The sequence below is a fragment of the Arthrobacter sp. MYb23 genome, assembly GCF_002979775.1.
In the GTDB taxonomy this organism is placed as follows: domain Bacteria; phylum Actinomycetota; class Actinomycetes; order Actinomycetales; family Micrococcaceae; genus Arthrobacter.
This window is the reverse complement of the sequence record NZ_PCPR01000004.1, coordinates 102,669-117,906: the sequence shown is the minus strand read 5'-3', so window position 1 is coordinate 117,906 and position 15,238 is coordinate 102,669. Positions and strand designations below refer to the sequence as shown.

Annotated in this window: 15 protein-coding genes; 9 read left to right on the top strand and 6 right to left on the bottom strand. The window is 62.8% G+C overall.

Annotation, left to right across the window (positions count from 1 at the left end):
- Window positions 1-272 precede the first annotated feature (272 nt).
- Together CQ020_RS06980 and CQ020_RS06975 are read right to left on the bottom strand one after the other, a co-directional pair.
- The gene (locus CQ020_RS06980; protein ID WP_105568161.1) at window positions 273-971 is read right to left on the bottom strand and encodes a FadR/GntR family transcriptional regulator; all 699 of its coding nucleotides are present in this window, start codon (window positions 969-971) and stop codon (window positions 273-275) included.
- A gap of 10 nt (window positions 972-981) precedes the next feature.
- On the bottom strand, window positions 982-2,109 hold the full coding sequence (locus CQ020_RS06975; RefSeq protein ID WP_105691178.1) for a mandelate racemase/muconate lactonizing enzyme family protein: 1,128 nt from the start codon (window positions 2,107-2,109) through the stop codon (window positions 982-984).
- 344 nt (window positions 2,110-2,453) lie between these two features.
- Here CQ020_RS06975 and CQ020_RS06970 point away from each other — a divergent pair, with 344 nt between their 5' ends.
- Window positions 2,454-2,948, top strand: a complete 495-nt coding sequence (locus tag CQ020_RS06970) for a hypothetical protein (protein ID WP_146116612.1) — start codon at window positions 2,454-2,456, stop codon at window positions 2,946-2,948.
- Window positions 2,949-3,282: 334 nt separating this feature from the next.
- On the opposite strand, the gene CQ020_RS06965 is transcribed toward CQ020_RS06970, so the two are convergent.
- On the bottom strand, window positions 3,283-4,014 hold the full coding sequence (locus CQ020_RS06965) for a TetR/AcrR family transcriptional regulator (protein ID WP_105691176.1): 732 nt from the start codon (window positions 4,012-4,014) through the stop codon (window positions 3,283-3,285).
- A 64-nt stretch (window positions 4,015-4,078) separates the two neighbouring features.
- Between CQ020_RS06965 and CQ020_RS06960 the strand changes: the two genes are divergently transcribed.
- The 3 genes from CQ020_RS06960 to CQ020_RS06950 all read left to right on the top strand — a co-directional run bounded on the left by CQ020_RS06960 (window position 4,079) and on the right by CQ020_RS06950 (window position 8,059).
- Window positions 4,079-5,497, top strand: a complete 1,419-nt coding sequence (locus CQ020_RS06960; RefSeq protein ID WP_258141765.1) for an NAD(P)/FAD-dependent oxidoreductase — start codon at window positions 4,079-4,081, stop codon at window positions 5,495-5,497.
- Between the two features lie 91 nt (window positions 5,498-5,588).
- On the top strand, window positions 5,589-6,521 hold the full coding sequence (locus CQ020_RS06955; protein ID WP_105691174.1) for a universal stress protein: 933 nt from the start codon (window positions 5,589-5,591) through the stop codon (window positions 6,519-6,521).
- Window positions 6,522-6,544: 23 nt separating this feature from the next.
- Window positions 6,545-8,059: an APC family permease gene (locus CQ020_RS06950; protein ID WP_105691173.1), complete on the top strand. Its 1,515-nt coding sequence runs from the start codon at window positions 6,545-6,547 to the stop codon at window positions 8,057-8,059.
- Between the two features lie 62 nt (window positions 8,060-8,121).
- On the opposite strand, the gene CQ020_RS06945 is transcribed toward CQ020_RS06950, so the two are convergent.
- The gene (locus CQ020_RS06945; protein WP_105691172.1) at window positions 8,122-8,685 is read right to left on the bottom strand and encodes a hypothetical protein; all 564 of its coding nucleotides are present in this window, start codon (window positions 8,683-8,685) and stop codon (window positions 8,122-8,124) included.
- A 167-nt stretch (window positions 8,686-8,852) separates the two neighbouring features.
- On the opposite strand from CQ020_RS06945, the gene CQ020_RS06940 reads away from it, so the two are divergent.
- Entirely contained in the window at window positions 8,853-9,236 is a 384-nt protein-coding gene (locus tag CQ020_RS06940; RefSeq protein WP_105691171.1) for a VOC family protein, read from the top strand.
- Window positions 9,237-9,290: 54 nt separating this feature from the next.
- Here CQ020_RS06940 and CQ020_RS06935 read toward each other — a convergent pair whose 3' ends face one another.
- Entirely contained in the window at window positions 9,291-9,740 is a 450-nt protein-coding gene (locus CQ020_RS06935; protein ID WP_105691170.1) for a DUF5997 family protein, read from the bottom strand.
- 33 nt (window positions 9,741-9,773) lie between these two features.
- On the opposite strand from CQ020_RS06935, the gene CQ020_RS06930 reads away from it, so the two are divergent.
- Window positions 9,774-10,499 carry a LysR family transcriptional regulator substrate-binding protein gene (locus tag CQ020_RS06930; RefSeq protein WP_105691169.1) on the top strand — a complete coding sequence of 242 codons (726 nt, stop codon included), beginning with the start codon at window positions 9,774-9,776 and terminating at the stop codon, window positions 10,497-10,499.
- Window positions 10,500-10,615: 116 nt separating this feature from the next.
- On the opposite strand, the gene CQ020_RS06925 is transcribed toward CQ020_RS06930, so the two are convergent.
- Window positions 10,616-11,314: a GntR family transcriptional regulator gene (locus CQ020_RS06925; RefSeq protein WP_105691168.1), complete on the bottom strand. Its 699-nt coding sequence runs from the start codon at window positions 11,312-11,314 to the stop codon at window positions 10,616-10,618.
- A 109-nt stretch (window positions 11,315-11,423) separates the two neighbouring features.
- Here CQ020_RS06925 and CQ020_RS06920 point away from each other — a divergent pair, with 109 nt between their 5' ends.
- Genes CQ020_RS06920 through CQ020_RS06910 form a run of 3 tightly spaced genes read left to right on the top strand, consistent with a single transcriptional unit; the run spans window position 11,424 to window position 15,238 of the window.
- A complete protein-coding gene (locus tag CQ020_RS06920) occupies window positions 11,424-12,182 on the top strand; it encodes a LamB/YcsF family protein (RefSeq protein WP_105691167.1) in 759 nt (252 codons plus the stop codon).
- A gap of 47 nt (window positions 12,183-12,229) precedes the next feature.
- Window positions 12,230-13,579, top strand: a complete 1,350-nt coding sequence (locus CQ020_RS06915) for an MFS transporter (RefSeq protein ID WP_105691166.1) — start codon at window positions 12,230-12,232, stop codon at window positions 13,577-13,579.
- 6 nt (window positions 13,580-13,585) lie between these two features.
- Window positions 13,586-15,238 (top strand): 5-oxoprolinase/urea amidolyase family protein, encoded by a 1,653-nt coding sequence (locus CQ020_RS06910; RefSeq protein WP_105691165.1) that lies wholly within the window; start codon window positions 13,586-13,588, stop codon window positions 15,236-15,238.

Sequence of the window (15,238 nt, the reverse complement as noted above, 5' to 3'; positions counted from 1 at the left end):
GTCACAAAATGACGGGTTCTTCAAAAGTTAGCGGGACTCGGAATTTACTCGCCAGTTTCTTGAAATGTCGATCAATAGTTCTCAATGGGACGTCGCGGGGATTCCCATTTCGTTAAATTGGGTCGCTGAAAGACGAATTGTGTCCCAGTAAAAAGCGCCGCGACGTCACATGTCGCTGCCCGCTCGGCCGGCCCAAGTAGGTCGCAGTTGAGGCCGTTCTGAGCGCTGGGAACGACCCCAACTGCTACCTAGTTGGGTGGGCGTGCGGGGGATTAGCTGCGCGCAGAACCCGTGAACCGGCGTCGTGAATTGCTTAGGTGCAGACGCATGGCGGCTGCGGCAGCCAAGGGGTCGCCCTCCGAAATTGCTCCGTATATAGAGGAGTGCTCGTGGACGACTTGTTCGAAGCGGCGGCGGGAATCCTGCTCATCACCTGACACGAGGCGTGGGCGGGGCATGGTGATCATGGTTTGGCCCAGGGCGGAGATGCAGTCCATATAAAAGGGATTGCCGGTGGCGGCTGCAATGGCCCGGTGGAATTCGAAGTCAGCCTTCATGGAGTGGGCCGGGTGCCCGGAGCTCGCAATGAACTGCTCCAAGGCGCCGTGCGCGGCTTTAAGTTGGCGCTCCGTATGGTTCCGCGCGGCCAACGCTGCAGCTTCGGTCTCGACGCCGATGCGGAAGTCGAGCATCTGCAGGCGGTCTTCCATGCTGGACACAGCCCGCGATCCGGGCGTGGGAGAGGGGCCGTCCGCGGGCGGAGTCAGCGCGAAGCTGCCCCGCCCGCGTTCGGTTTCAACCAGTCCCTCGGCCTGCAAGTGCGTCAGGGCAGAACGGACCACGGTCCGGCTCACCCCGAACTCACTGATGAGGGTGTTTTCGCTGGGGAGCTTCTCACCTGGCTGGATGACGCCGTCCACGATTCGGGTGCGAAGATCGGCGGCGAGATCCGCGGTCAGGTTTCGGCTCATGGGTTCAAGATTACGCGCCGAACTCCACGGATTCGGTGGTCCAGGCGCGGGCCTGCCCGCTGAGGGTGACGCCCAGTCCGGGACGGTCTGGAACGATCATGCGGCCGTTTTTGGTTTCGAGGCGCTCCTCGAACAGCGGGTCCAGCCAGTCGAAGTGCTCCACCCACGGCTCGCGCGGGTACGCTGCGGCCAAGTGGAGGTGGATTTCCATGGCGAAGTGGGGTGCCAGCCCGAGTCCGCGTTCATCCGCCAACGCCGCGAGGCGCAGGAACTGGGTGATGCCGCCAACGCGGGGTGCGTCGGGCTGGATGATGTCGCAGCTGTTGGCGTTGATGAGGCCCTTGTGTTCTGCAACGGATGCGAGCATTTCACCTGTGGCGATGGGTGTGTCCAGGACCTGGGCCAGATGGGCGTGACCCTCGAAGTCGTAGGCGTCCAGCGGCTCTTCGATCCAGATGAGGTTGAATTCCTCCAGCTGGCGGCCCATGCGCAGCGCGGTGGCCCGGTCCCATTGCTGGTTGGCGTCCACCATGAGCGGGACGTCCCAGCCGATGTGCTCGCGGACTCCGGCCACGCGGCGCAGGTCCTCCTTGGAGTCGGGCAGGCCAACCTTGATCTTGATGCCACCGATGCCATCGTTGATGGATTGCGTGGCGCGTTCCTTGACCTCGTCCAGCGTGGCGTTGAGGAAGCCGCCGGAGGTGTTGTAGGTCTGCACCGAATCGCGGTAGGAGCCCAGCAACTTGGCCAGGGGGAGTCCGGCGCGCTTGGCTTTGAGGTCGTAGAGCGCAATGTCGATGGCCGCCAGAGCCTGCGTGGCCACCCCTGAACGGCCCACAGAGGCGCCCGCCCAGAGGAGCTTGGTGTAGATCTTGCCGATGTCGTTGGGGTCCTCGCCGATGATGCCCTCTGCGACCTCTTTGGCGTGGGCATACTGTGCGGGGCCGCCGGCGCGCTTGGAGTAGCTGAAGCCGAGGCCGCTGTGGCCCTGTTCCGTGGTGATCTCCGCGAACAGGAACACCACTTCGGTCATGGGCTTCTGCCGGCCGGTGAAGACCTTCGCGTCGCTGATGGGTACGGTGAGGGGCAAACGTGCCGTGGACAGCTTGACGTGGCGAATCAGATCTACGGTGCTCATGGTTCTCCTAGTGGGTGCGGCATCCTTGCCTGCCACGTAGGATACAAGTTTTGAACTTGTACTACAAGAGTTGAGAGTTGTGAGACGACCGCCGACATCTGGTGCGCGAGCCTCTTCCCTGGCGAAGCATTGGGCATAACCCCCTGCCAAGGCTGTTGGCGTTGTGTTTTGACTGTGCGGTGGTACTCATCTGGATTGGATCTCGATCTCGACCTAAATTTTAGTCGCTTGGGGGCCCCGTGGTGGGGGTACAGGCTACTCAGGGTTACGGTAGGACAAAATTGGCAAGGTTGAAAAACCTGATTGACCGTCGTATAGTTTCAAACTTCTATTAGCGTGATGACTTGGGGGTAATTATCATGACAAAAATGTCAAAATGGAGCTATCGAACTATATTACTGGCCATGGTTTCGACGCTCCTGCTTGCTGTTGGAGCCATGCCAGCCAACGCGGCGGCAGCTACAAGCGTCAGCGTGGGTTCTAGTCCATCGGTATTGGCGTACACAACTATCAACGATCCCGTGGTCGGGAAGAATATCGCGATTAGTTACAGTCCCGAGTTCAATAATCATCAGCAAAATTCCGTCAATGTCACCACATTTCGAGTCTGCTACAGCATGACCGGGGAGGGGTGGACCTACTTCAAGCCCCAGATCGCCATCCAAGGAACTGTACTTCTCGAATATGACTATGAGGTCATGGCTTCGGGTACATGTAAGACCTATAGCCTGAATAGGACATTTCAGGCTTCGCCAGGGTCGGAGCTTTTCCGCATCATCGGGGTTCTTGGCGGAATGGGCGGCCCGTCAGGGGTAACTGTTGGCGGATTCAATCGCTAGCTTAGAAGCTCTTTGGGCATAATGCGTTCCAAACTGCGCTGGATTGGTTACCTTTTTCGGTAGCCAATCCAGTGAGCTCTTAAGTTCGGTTAAGTAGCGATAGCCATGGCAAGCTATGTGCGGGCACCCAGTCCCCGGCAAGTGAAGTTTGGCTCAAGCAAACTGTGATCTGCGAATAGCCATTTGTCGTTAAAGACTCTTGCCGACGAAACCATGGCGGAGAAGCGAGCAAATATTCGGAACACCGCAGCGCCCTGAGGCTGTTGGACGGCTTTGCCTTCCTATCCAAGGCAACTGTGCGTCACGCTGAGCTCAACTCTTCGTCACGCTCAACCTAGCCCCGCAGCGCCCCGAACCCCGTAATCAGCGCCTCAAGCCCCAAGCTGAAAGCAACGTCCGTCGGCCGCGGATGATTCTCAAGAGCCAACCTGTCCACAGCGGCGGTGAAGTTGGGGACCTGCTCGGCGAGGCTGCCGGCGTCGAAGATGTCCTCAGGCGCGGTGACGTCGTAAGCGGCCCCGAAGACAAAAGCCTCCAGTGCCACGATCGCGGAGATGATTTTCTCTTCCGGGAACCCGGCGTCGCGGAAGCCTGCCGTCACGGCCTCATACATCGCCAAAGTCTTGGGCGCATTTGCCACCGGAAGTACTGCAATGACGGGGATGAGCGGCGTATGCTCCGAGAAAACGTCGCGGTAGGACCAGGCCCAGCGGCGCACAGCGGCATCCCACGGCTCCACCCCGAATGCAGTTACATCCACCATCGCTGCCAAGTGGTCCTCCACCAACAGCAGGACGTCATCTTTGGAGGCCACATGGTTGTAAAGAGCTGAAGGCGCGACGCCGAGGGAGCGTGCCAGGGCGGCCATGGTGAGTCCGTCGTAACCCTTGCTGCTGATCAACTCAAGCGCCGCCGTCGTAATGCCGTCCTGATCCAGGATCGCAGCCGTCGGTCGACCGGCGCGGCGCCTGGCCCCAGCTGCGGCGGGCGGGCCGGTCGGGAGGGCGGAAGGAGCGGGCGTTGGTGCGGGCATCGGAGGCCTTTCTGCTGCCTGTGTCCCCAGCATTATTCCATCGGGCCTTCACAGGGGCCGACTCCAACGCTAGTATAGACATAAATGAACGCCATTCATTTACTGGTCAGCCACCACGGACGGCCACGGAGAGGACATCATGCAGAATCTTGATCGCGACGTTGTGATCGTCGGTGCCGGGCCGTCAGGGTTGACGGCGGCACGCGAATTGAAGAAGGCCGGACTCAGCGTTGCAGTGCTCGAGGCACGCGACCGCGTGGGTGGCCGCACCTGGACCGACACCATCGACGGCGCCATGCTGGAGATCGGCGGCCAATGGGTTTCCCCGGACCAGACAGTCCTCATGGAGCTGCTGGACGAGCTCGGACTGAAAATGTACTCGCGCTACCGCGACGGCGAATCCGTGTACATCGGCGCTGACGGCACCCGCACCCAGTACACCGGCGACACGTTCCCGGTGAACGAAACCACCAAGGTCGAGATGGACAAGCTCGTAGCCATCCTGGATGAGCTTGCCGCCGAAATCGGCCCCACCGAACCCTGGGCACACCCCAAGGCGCGCGAGCTGGACACCATCTCCTTCCACCACTGGCTCCGCCAGAACTCCAGCGACGAGGAAGCCTGCAACAACATTGGCCTCTTCATCGCCGGTGGCATGCTGACCAAGCCCGCACACGCGTTCTCCGCACTGCAGGCCGTCCTCATGGCCGCTTCCGCTGGATCCTTCAGCCACCTGACGGACGAAGACTTCATCCTGGACAAGCGCGTCATCGGCGGCATGCAGCAGGTTTCGCTGCTGCAGGCAGCAGAGCTGGGCGACGACGTCGTACTCAACAGTCCGGTGCGCACCATCAAGTGGGACGAGAACGGCGTGACCGTCGTGTCCGAGCAGGCAACTGTCAACGCCCGCTTCGTGATCATGGCCGTGCCGCCCAACCTGTACTCCCGCGTCTCGTTCGACCCCCCGCTGCCGCGCCGCCAGCACCAGATGCACCAGCACCAGTCCCTGGGCCTGGTCATCAAGGTTCACGCCGTCTACGAAACGCCGTTCTGGCGCGAAGAAGGACTCTCCGGCACGGGCTTCAGCGCCGGCGCGCTGGTCCAGGAGGTCTACGACAACACCAACCACGGTGATTCCCGCGGCACCCTGGTGGGCTTCGTGTCCGACGAAAAGGCCGACGCCGTCTTCGAGCTCAGCGCCGAAGACCGCAAGAAGGCCATCCTGGAGTCGATCGCCGGATTCCTGGGCGACAAGGCGCTCACGCCCGAGGTCTACTACGAGTCCGACTGGGGCTCCGAGGAATGGACCCGCGGCGCGTACGCTTCCAGCTACGACCTCGGCGGCCTGCACCGCTACGGCAAGGATCAGCACGCGAATGTTGGACCGATCTACTGGTCCTCGTCCGACCTCGCCGCCGAGGGATACCAGCACGTGGATGGCGCGGTCCGCATGGGCCAGGCAACCGCCGCCCGCATTGTTGAGGCCAACAAGCTGACTGCTGTACCCGTCGCCTAACGCGATCAGCACCAAACCGGCAGGCTGGGGGGAGCATCATTCCCGGCCTGCCGGCTCCACTGTTTAAGCAGCACCACAGGAAGGGACCGCCATGCGTTACGTAGTGGGCTACACCGCCAACGCGAGGGGGCACGACGCCGTTCACCTTGCCGTCGCGCTGGCCCGGAACCACGATGTCAGCCTGGACCTGGTCCTGGTGATCCCGGAGGACTCCCCGTTCAACGCCGTCTACCCGCCCGAGGCCGGCTACAACGACATCCTCAACGAGCAGGCACAGCGTTGGCTGGACGAGGGCCTGGATTTGGTTCCGGACGACGTCAGCGCCCGCGCGCACATCCGCCGCGGCGATTCAGAGGCGCAGACCCTGATCGATGCTGCCGTTGAATTCGACGCTGCAGCACTGGTGATCGGTGCCACCAACAGCGGCCTTCTCAAGCGGTTCACCATCGGGTCCGTTGCGAGTTCGCTGCTCCACTCCTCGCCCGTTCCGGTCGCTTTGGCGCCCCACGGCTACCACCGCACCGAGCCGATCACGCGCTTGAGCTGCGGTTTCGGGACGCGCCCGGGAGCTGATGAACTGCTCGACGTCGCCGTTGAGTCTGCGCGCGACCGTGGCCTTCCTCTGCGGCTCGTCTCCCTGTTGGCGCTCGACGGCGGTAACTCGCCTGGCTTGGCCGACGCCGCTTGGGTGCATGCCGCCGACCGGCTTGCCGCCGTCGGGAGTTCCGCTCGGGTGGATAGTCCCGCTGCCTCCGCCGACTCCGGCTACGCCGCCGGTTCCGACGCCGCCGGTTCTGACGCCGCCGACGTGCCGGAACCGGAGATCGTGGTCGCGCAGGGCCGCACCATCGAAGAAGCTGTTGACCGACTCGACTGGGAAGACGGCGAAATCCTGCTGATCGGCTCCAGCCGCCTGGCCCAGCATCGGGCCACCTTCCTGGGCAGCACCGCCAACCGGATCCTGCGTGCCCTGCCTGTTCCCATGATCGTGGTACCCCGCGACTACACGCGCCAAAGCGCCTAGCCATCGCCTGAAAGGCAAAACCCATGTCAACTGCACCAAAGACGGTCCAGTCGAAAGAAACTCCAGGCCTGAGTGAAAAGGGACTGAAGGCCGGATCGGTGGGCCTGATCGGCGCCGTCGTGATCGGTGTTTCCTGCATCGCACCCGCCTACACACTCACTGCGGCCCTTGGCCCCACCGTGTCCGAGGTGGGCGTGCACCTTCCCGCCATCTTCCTGGTGGGTTTCATCCCGATGCTGCTGGTGGCGCTCGGCTACCGCGAGCTCAACAACGCAATGCCCGACGCCGGTACTTCCTTCACGTGGGCGACGCGCGCCTTTGGTCCGTGGATCGGTTGGATGGGTGGCTGGGGGCTGATCGCGGCAACCATCATTGTGCTATCCAACCTTGCCGCCGTCGCCGTGGACTTCTTCTACCTGATGCTGGCGCAGATTTTCAGCAACCCGGCATTGGGGGAGTTGAGCAAGATCCTGCCCCTGAACATCGCTACTACGCTGGTGTTCATCGCGTTGGCCTGTTGGATTTCTTACCGCGGCATGGAAACCACCAAGGGCGTTCAGTACGTGTTGGTGGCCTTCCAGTTGCTGGTTCTGGGCTGGTTCGCGGTCTCCGCGTTCGCGCATGTGGCGAACGGCACGGCCTTTGATGCCACCACTATTTCACCCGACTGGTTCAACCCGTTCGCCGTGGACTCCTTCTCGCAATTCGCTGCGGGGGTGTCCCTCTCGATCTTCATTTACTGGGGTTGGGACGTCACCCTCACCATGAACGAGGAAACCAAAAATCCAGAGAAAACCCCGGGCCGTGCAGCCACCATCACTGTGCTGGTCATCGTGATCATCTACATGACTGTTGCACTGGCTACCTTGTCCTTCGCAGGCGTTGGCGAGACCGGGTTGGGGGCCGGCAACCCGGAGAACCAGTCCAGCATCTTCGCCGTTTTGGCTGGTCCGGTGATGGGCCCGTTCGCGATCCTCATGTCCTTGGCCATCCTGAGCAGCTCCGCCGCCTCGTTGCAGTCGACATTCGTTTCGCCCGCCCGGACCATGCTGGCCATGGGTCACTACCGCGCGATCTCGCCCAAGTTCGGCAAGATCAGCCCCACCTACAAGTCGCCCAGCTTCGCGACCATTGCGGCCGCGATCGCCGCTGCCGCGTTCTATGTCATCACCCGGACGGTGTCAGAGAATGCGTTGTGGGACACCATCACCGCCTTGGGCATGATGATCTGTTTCTACTACGGAATCACGGCGCTGGCTTGCGTCTGGTTCTTCCGGGCATCGGCGTTTAGCGGTGTCCGTCCGTTCTTCTTCAAGTTCCTGGCGCCCCTTGTGGGCGGCGTGATCCTGCTGGTCATGTTCGTCAAGACGGCCATGGACTCGATGGACCCGGAGTATGGCTCGGGCTCATCCGTTGGCGGTGTGGGCCTGGTGTTCGTGCTTGGAATGGGCGTGATTCTGCTCGGCGTGGTGGTGATGCTGGTGATGTACCGGCTGCGGCCCGAGTTCTTCAAGGGCAAGGTCCTGACCCGGGCCTAGGCGCTCCACCCGCTCCGCCTCTGCCCGCTCCGCCTCCGCCGAGGTGGCACAGGTATTAACTGTCATCTCGGCGCGGGGAGAGCTGGCGCGGGGACTCCTGCCGCCCGTTCGGCCACTGCGAGGGCTTCCGCGAGACGCTCGACGGCGGCACGGTAGTCGGTCCCGGCTGTCACCTTGCAGTACTCGGCCTCCCGCATGGCCCGCGTCAGCGCCGCTGTTTCGGCAGTCCTGACGTCCGTCATTGCCGGAAAGTCGATGGTCCGCGCAGGGTCGAGTTCGTAGCAGCGCCACTGTTCCAGAATGTGCTCGTGGCGGGCAGCATCGTCTGAAAAACCAGCACGACGGCGCGGCTCAGCTGCGTGGATCCGCTCCACTTTGCGGAGGCTCACCAGCGTCGCTGCTGCCGTGGCCATGCCGACGAAAACCATGATGAGCCCGGCCGGAGACCATTGCACTGTGGGGACGAGGATGGCCGGCACTATGACAACGAGCCCCCCGAAAACGTCCCAGAAGACGCCGTCAGGCTCCGGCCCACGCCCATAGGTGAGTTTCCTGTGCAGGACATACGTGGTTGCTGCGGTTGCAAGAACCAGAGCTGCACCCCACAGGAGCATCATGGCGGGCATCGGACCACCTCCAGGCGAATTCGCTGCTTTGCCTTCAGTATGCGCCAGAGCCTGCGTGGGCGACACCTTCCGCGAGACAATTCACCACCGCGCGCACAGGTGAATTGTCCGGATGAGGGTGAATGCTGCCCGGGACTCTGTCCGCCCCTGGGCGTAGCCTAGGCACCATGAGACTGAAAATGTGCAGCATCCACGTCAAGGACCCCGCAGCGGCCCATGTTTTCTATACCGAGACACTCGGATTCGAGACCTTGATGGCCATGCCCGAGTACAACTTGTTCATCATCAAGGATCCCGGCGCGGACAACAGCACTTCGCCCGGGCTTCTGTTGGAGCCCAGCGACAACCCCATCGCATCCAACTACATGAATGCCCTGCATGAGTCCGGCCTGGCTGCCGTTACCTTCGGTGTCCCCGACGTCCAGGCGGAATATGAGCGTTTGCTCGCCGCCGGTGTGAAGTTCCAAGGCGAACCCTCAGAGGATCCCTCCGGCGTCAGTGCAGTTTTCGACGACGGCTGCGGCAACTTCATCCAACTCCACCAGGACTAGCTCGTCTTAAACACCTGTGGCCGGGACATAGGTCCCGGCCACAGTCAGTGAAAGCTACGCGTGATCGCGCTTGGAGGTCTTCGGAGCATCGCGCTTGGCGGCCGCGTTGTCCCGGGCTTCCTTGGTGGCGGCCTTCTTTGCGGCTTCGTCCTTGACGCGCTGCGCTTCGGAGCGGACAGCAGCGTGCGTGGCGCGCTCGGTGACCAGCCACTGCGGCGGAGCCTGCAGCAGCTCGGCGATGTCCGCCGTCGTGAGCGCATCCTCAACACCGCCGCGGGCGAGGCCGCTGATGGAGATGTTGAGCTTGTGCGCGACTACAGGCCGCGGGTGCGGGCCGTTGCGGCGCAGTTCGGCGAGCCACTCCGGCGGGTTGGCCTGGAGTTCCGCGAATTCCTCGCGGGAGACGGACGAATCCTGGAACTCCTGGGGTGTCGCGGGCAGGTAGATGCCGAGTTTCTTGGCAACTGTTGCCGGCTTCATGGACTGGGAGTTCGAGGACGTCATGCTTCAAGGGTATCTGGCCGGTACTGTGAGTGTGTGCCAGACGCTGAAGATTCCGCCGAAACAACCGAACCCCTAGCAGGCCTCCGCTTTGCCTATGTGGCGGGTGTGACTCCTGGGAAATGGATCCGGCGTTGGGAAGAGCGGATGCCCAACTACCCGTTGCACTCGTTCATGTCCGACGACGCCGCCCAGGTTTCGGTGTTGCGTGACGGTTCCGCTGACCTGAGCTTTGTTCGCTTGCCCGTGGACCGGGAAGGCCTGAACGTCATCCCCCTTTATGAAGAGCAGCCTGTGGTGGTGGCTCCCAAAGGGCACGAGATCTCGGTGTTTGAGGAAGTCGCGCTGGACGACCTCGCCGAGGAGAACTTCCTTGACATCGATGAAATGGGTGGGCCGGACATGGCCCTCCAGGTGGTTGCATCCGGTGCTGGGCTGGCGATCCTGCCCATGTCCGTTGCGCGTCACCTGAACGTAAAAGACACTGTGATGCGTCGCCTGACCGGTGCCCCCGTGACGCAGATCGGCCTGGCTTGGCTGGTGGGAACGGACAGTCCCGTGATCGAGGAATTCATAGGGATCGTGCGCGGGCGGACGGCTCAGAGTTCACGCCAGCCTTCTGCCAAGCAGGAAGCGCCTAAGAAAGAACCCAAGCCCGACCGCCGTGGTGGTGGGCCCAAGAAGCCCGCAGTCGCGCAGCGTTACGCCCCGAATCCTGACAAGGGCCGTGGCAAGGGTTCACGCAAGAAGGGCAAACGCTGACCGCTGACGCTCCTGCCCAGTTAGTGGGGCGGACATGCCGGATGTTGCGGGCAGGTCGCTGGTTTTTTTGCTCTTTAGTGTGAGGCAACCGGGGAGGAACGCGGCCTATTCCGGGCCTACTCGCCGTGGATAGCGCTTTGCTGCTGCTCTGAACGGTTGAGGTAGGCCAGGAGAAGGTCCCCGGCGCGCTCGAGCTCGCCAGCTTCCAAGGCTGAGCAGATCTGCTCATTTTCCTTCAACCAGTCGCTGTAGAAGTGCGCGTTCATGGTGGCTTTGTGGAAGTAGAGCCGCATCTCAGCCAGGATCTGCGCCATGATCGTGTTCAACCGGTTGCTCTCGGCCAGGGCGACGATTGCACCGTGGAAATGCTGGTTTGCGCTGCCCAGGCCTTCGTTGTCGTTGGCTTCTGCTGCCCGCTTGCCTTCCTCGACGGCGGCCCTGACGGCGGCTATGCGGTCCGGCGAGCCACCCGCGCGGATGGAGCTGACCTCGATTGCGCGGCGAACCGTGTAGACGTCGTGGATGTCGCCTGCTTCAAGGGTGGCCACAAAGACGCCCTTATTGGGCTGGCGGAGGAGTAGGCGTTCACCGGCAAGCTCGGCGAAAGCTTCGCGGACGGTGTTCCGGGAAACTCCCAGATCCTCGGCAATGGTGGCTTCGGTGAGTTTGGCGCCCGGGACCAGGAATCCTTCGGCCAGTTGGTAGCGCAGTTCCTCGGCGACTCTCTCGGCCACGGACGGAACTTTCATCCGGACCCTGGCCCGCGCACCATCAATGCCAGCGTGTTCGCTCTTTTCCTGATCTGCACTGGCCATGACACCAAAAGTACACGATTGCCGAAAATCAGGATCGCTGGATCGTTGAACAATCCAGCGAAATAGTGCATGCTGGATGTAACGCACATCACGAGGCAGGGATCACATCATGGCAATCATCGATCTGAACAGCGACGTCGGAGAGTCTTTCGGGCGCTGGACGCTCGGTGATGACGCGGCCATGTTTGAGTCCGTGTCCAGTGCCAACGTTGCGTGTGGATTCCACGCTGGCGACCCCAGCGTCATCCGCAGCACCTGCGAAAAGGCGGTTGAGGCCGGCGTCGTTATTGGCGCCCATGTTGGCTACCGTGACCTCGCTGGATTTGGCCGCCGCTTCATGGACATCGATCCCGGTGAACTGGCCGATGACGTGGTTTATCAGATCGGTGCGCTTCAAGCTCTGGCGGCCACTACGGGAGCCCGTGTCCAGTACGTCAAACCGCACGGCGGCCTCTATAACGCGATTGTGAAGCACACCGCCCAGGCACGCGCCGTCGTCGATGCTGTGAAATCGGTTGACCCCAACCTTCCGATCCTTGGCCTCCCCGGCTCCGAGGTCCTGCGCCTCGCTGAGGAAGCCGGCCTTCGGGGCGTCTCCGAAGCGTTCGCAGACCGTGCCTACAACCCGGACGGCACGCTGGTTTCCCGCTCACAACCGGGCGCCGTTCTCCATGACCCTTCGGACGTGGCTCAGCACGTCCTGCGCATGGCTACCGAACAGACCGTCAGGACCATTGACGGTTCCATCCTGAAAATCCGCGCAGAGAGCATCTGCGTGCATGGTGACTCACCCGGAGCCGTGGCAATGGCTACCGCAGTGAAGTCCGCTCTGGGCGATGCCGGCGTAACTGTCGGCTCGTTCCTCTAGCCCACCCCGGGCGCCCCGCACCATCCCTCATCCCCCCGGAGGACATCATGACCAGCACCAACAACGCAGCCAAGGCAGTGACAAGGAAGCCACCGCCCGGTGCCATCAAGGCGTACGTCGCAAGTCTCACCGGAACTTCGCTTGAGTACTATGACTTCGCTATCTACTCGGTGGCCTCGGCCCTCGTGTTCCCCAAGATCTTCTTCCCCGGCAACGACGAATTCGTGGCGTTGCTCCTCTCCTTCTCAGCATTTGCAGTTGGTTACTTGGCCCGGCCGATTGGTGGCGTGATCTTCGGTCGCCTGGGAGACAAGATTGGCCGTAAGTACGTCCTGGTCTTCACGCTCGTCCTGATCGGCGTTGCTACGGTCCTCATTGGAGCGCTGCCTGACTACTCAGTGATCGGCGTCGCAGCCCCCACCATTCTTGTGTTGCTGCGTTTGGCGCAGGGCATTGGCGTTGGTGGCGAATGGGGCGGTGCAGTGCTGCTGTCCAGCGAATTCGGCGACCCCAACAAGCGCGGCTTCTGGTCTTCCGCGGCCCAGATCGGCCCGCCCGCCGGCAACCTCATGGCCAACGGTGTTCTCGCCATTCTCGCTGCCTCCCTGAGTGAAGAAGCCTTCCTCTCCTGGGGCTGGCGTGTAGCCTTCCTGGCATCCGCACTCTTGGTTGGCTTCGGCCTGATCATCCGGCTGAAGCTTGAAGAAACCCCCGTATTCAAGGCTATCCAGGCCCAGGGTGACCGTCCCAAGGCTCCCATCAAGGAAGTCTTCACCACGCAACCCAAGGCGTTGGTGGCCGCGGCTCTCTCCCGTGTTTGCCCTGACATCCTCTATGCGCTGTTCACCGTCTTCGTGGCCGTTTACGCCACCAAGGAACTGGGCATGACCACAGGCAACGTACTGTCCGCCATCTTGATCGGCTCTGCATTCCAGCTCTTCCTGATCCCCGCGGCCGGTGCGCTGACGGACCGTTTCAACCGTCGATGGGTCTACGGCATCGCCGCAGCTGCAACAGCGGCTTACATTCCCCTGTTCTTCCTGATGATCCAGGGCAAGTCCGTAGCCATGCTGACAGTCGGCACCGTGATCGGCCTGGCACTCCACGCCTTCATGTACGGACCGCAGGCGGCATTCATCACCGAGCAGTTCCCGGCCAGGCTCCGCTACGCCGGCAGCTCGCTGGCCTACACCCTGGCGGGTGTCATTGGTGGAGCCGTTGCTCCCATCATCTTCACCGCGCTGTACGGCGCGGCAGGTGGCGGCTGGTACCTGATCGCCGTTTACATCCTGGTGGCCGCTGTTGTCACCATCGTCGGCATGCTCCTCGGCCGCGACCCCGAGCCGGAAGAAGATGTCCGACTGATGCAGGGGACGCACGCTCAGCCGGCGGCGTAACGAAAAATGGAAACCGTGATGCACACAGCTACAGCCAAGAGGGTTCGCTCCGTCAGGCCCGTCGGCACCCGCGCCGTGCTGGCCGAACTGGACGGGTTGCAGGACGTCCTCGCCCTGCAGGACCTGCTCAACAAGTCCCCGCTGCCCGGGCAGGTGGACGTTCTCGCCGCCGCAGAAACGGTGATGGTGGTGGGTGAGTCTGCGGCCGCCACCCGCGCCATCGGTGCACGACTCATGGAATTGGAATTGTTTGCTCCGGAGGTCACTGACTCCGGGCTGGTGGTCATCGATACTGTGTACGACGGCGACGACCTCGCCGATGTCGCGGAGCTCACCGGACTGAGCAAGGAGGGCGTCGTCGCGGCGCACACGGGCCAGGTCTGGACCGTAGCCTTCGCTGGCTTCGCGCCCGGGTTTGGATACATGGTGGGCGAAAACGAGGTCCTCACGGTTCCACGGCGCTCTTCCCCAAGGACTGCCGTTCCCGCTGGATCGGTGGCTCTGGGTGGACAGTATTCCGCGGTCTACCCCCGCAGGTCTCCGGGCGGTTGGCAGTTGATTGGCCGTACCGGGGCGCGGATGTGGGATCTGGACCGAGCCCAGCCAGCGCTTGTCAGACCCGGCGATCGGGTTCAGTACCGCGCGGTCCGCGAGGTTGTGACGGCTGGAGCTTCGGAGGCCCGCGAGCCCGAGAAGGAGCGCCACGCTGAGTCCGGTCTTCGGATTCTCCATCCAGGTGCGCAGAGCCTGATCCAGGACCTCGGGCGTCGGGGTTACGGTCCGCTGGGTGTCTCTGCCGCCGGGGCCCTGGACAGGGCATCCCTGCGGCGGGCCAACCGGCTGGTGGGGAACGCTTCTTCAGCTGCGGCCATCGAGTCGGTCAATGGCGGGCTCACCGTTGAGGCCGTCGGAGACCAGGTGATTGCCGTGGCAGGTGCGCCGGCAGCGCTGACTATCGAGTCGCCGTCGTGGGTTGGGTCCGACGACGGCGACGTCCAGCCGGGTGCGACGCGGACCGTCCCCATGGCCGCACCGTTCGCGTTGCTCGACGGCGAAGTGCTCACCCTGGGTGCTCCCGAGTCGGGATTCCGGAACTACGTGGCGATCCGTGGCGGGGTGGACGTGCCGGAGGTGCTGGGTAGCCGTTCGGCGGACACTATGAGCGGAATTGGGCCAGCCCCGTTGGTCATCAGGCAGGTCCTCGCTGCAGGCGATCACACCGCGTCCACTGTGGTTGGTGCGCCCGAGTTGCAGCCCGAGTTCCCCGGTACTGGCGTCACGGTGCTGGACGTTATCCCCGGGCCGCGTGCTGACTGGTTCGACCAGAAAGCGCTCGATTCCCTCTGCGACCAGGAATGGCTGGTGACGCCGCAGTCCAACCGCGTGGGCATGCGCCTGGATGGCACACCGCTGAAGCGCACGCGGGAGGGCGAACTGCCCAGCGAGGGCACCATGGCCGGCGCCCTCCAGATTCCGCCTGCTGGACTGCCCGTCCTGTTCCTGGCAGACCACCCCATCACCGGCGGTTATCCGGTGATTGGCGTGGTGCGCGATGAACATCTCGATCTCGCCGCGCAAGTGCCCATCGGCGGAAAGATCCGCTTCCGGCTGGTTCCGGATTCCCCAGACTTCACCACAACGAAGACCCCAGAGAAGTGA

Excerpts from the sequence above, each read along its gene's own strand:
- CQ020_RS06980 (WP_105568161.1), bottom strand. The coding sequence starts at position 971 with ATGAGCCGAAACCTGACCGCGGATCTCGCCGCCGATCTTCGCACCCGA.
- CQ020_RS06975 (WP_105691178.1), bottom strand. The coding sequence starts at position 2,109 with ATGAGCACCGTAGATCTGATTCGCCACGTCAAGCTGTCCACGGCACGT.
- CQ020_RS06965 (WP_105691176.1), bottom strand. The coding sequence starts at position 4,014 with ATGCTGGGGACACAGGCAGCAGAAAGGCCTCCGATGCCCGCACCAACG.
- CQ020_RS06955 (WP_105691174.1), top strand. The coding sequence starts at position 5,589 with ATGCGTTACGTAGTGGGCTACACCGCCAACGCGAGGGGGCACGACGCC.
- CQ020_RS06950 (WP_105691173.1), top strand. The coding sequence starts at position 6,545 with ATGTCAACTGCACCAAAGACGGTCCAGTCGAAAGAAACTCCAGGCCTG.
- CQ020_RS06945 (WP_105691172.1), bottom strand. The coding sequence starts at position 8,685 with ATGCCCGCCATGATGCTCCTGTGGGGTGCAGCTCTGGTTCTTGCAACC.
- CQ020_RS06940 (WP_105691171.1), top strand. The coding sequence starts at position 8,853 with ATGAGACTGAAAATGTGCAGCATCCACGTCAAGGACCCCGCAGCGGCC.
- CQ020_RS06935 (WP_105691170.1), bottom strand. The coding sequence starts at position 9,740 with ATGACGTCCTCGAACTCCCAGTCCATGAAGCCGGCAACAGTTGCCAAG.
- CQ020_RS06925 (WP_105691168.1), bottom strand. The coding sequence starts at position 11,314 with ATGGCCAGTGCAGATCAGGAAAAGAGCGAACACGCTGGCATTGATGGT.
- CQ020_RS06920 (WP_105691167.1), top strand. The coding sequence starts at position 11,424 with ATGGCAATCATCGATCTGAACAGCGACGTCGGAGAGTCTTTCGGGCGC.
- CQ020_RS06915 (WP_105691166.1), top strand. The coding sequence starts at position 12,230 with ATGACCAGCACCAACAACGCAGCCAAGGCAGTGACAAGGAAGCCACCG.
- CQ020_RS06910 (WP_105691165.1), top strand. The coding sequence starts at position 13,586 with ATGGAAACCGTGATGCACACAGCTACAGCCAAGAGGGTTCGCTCCGTC.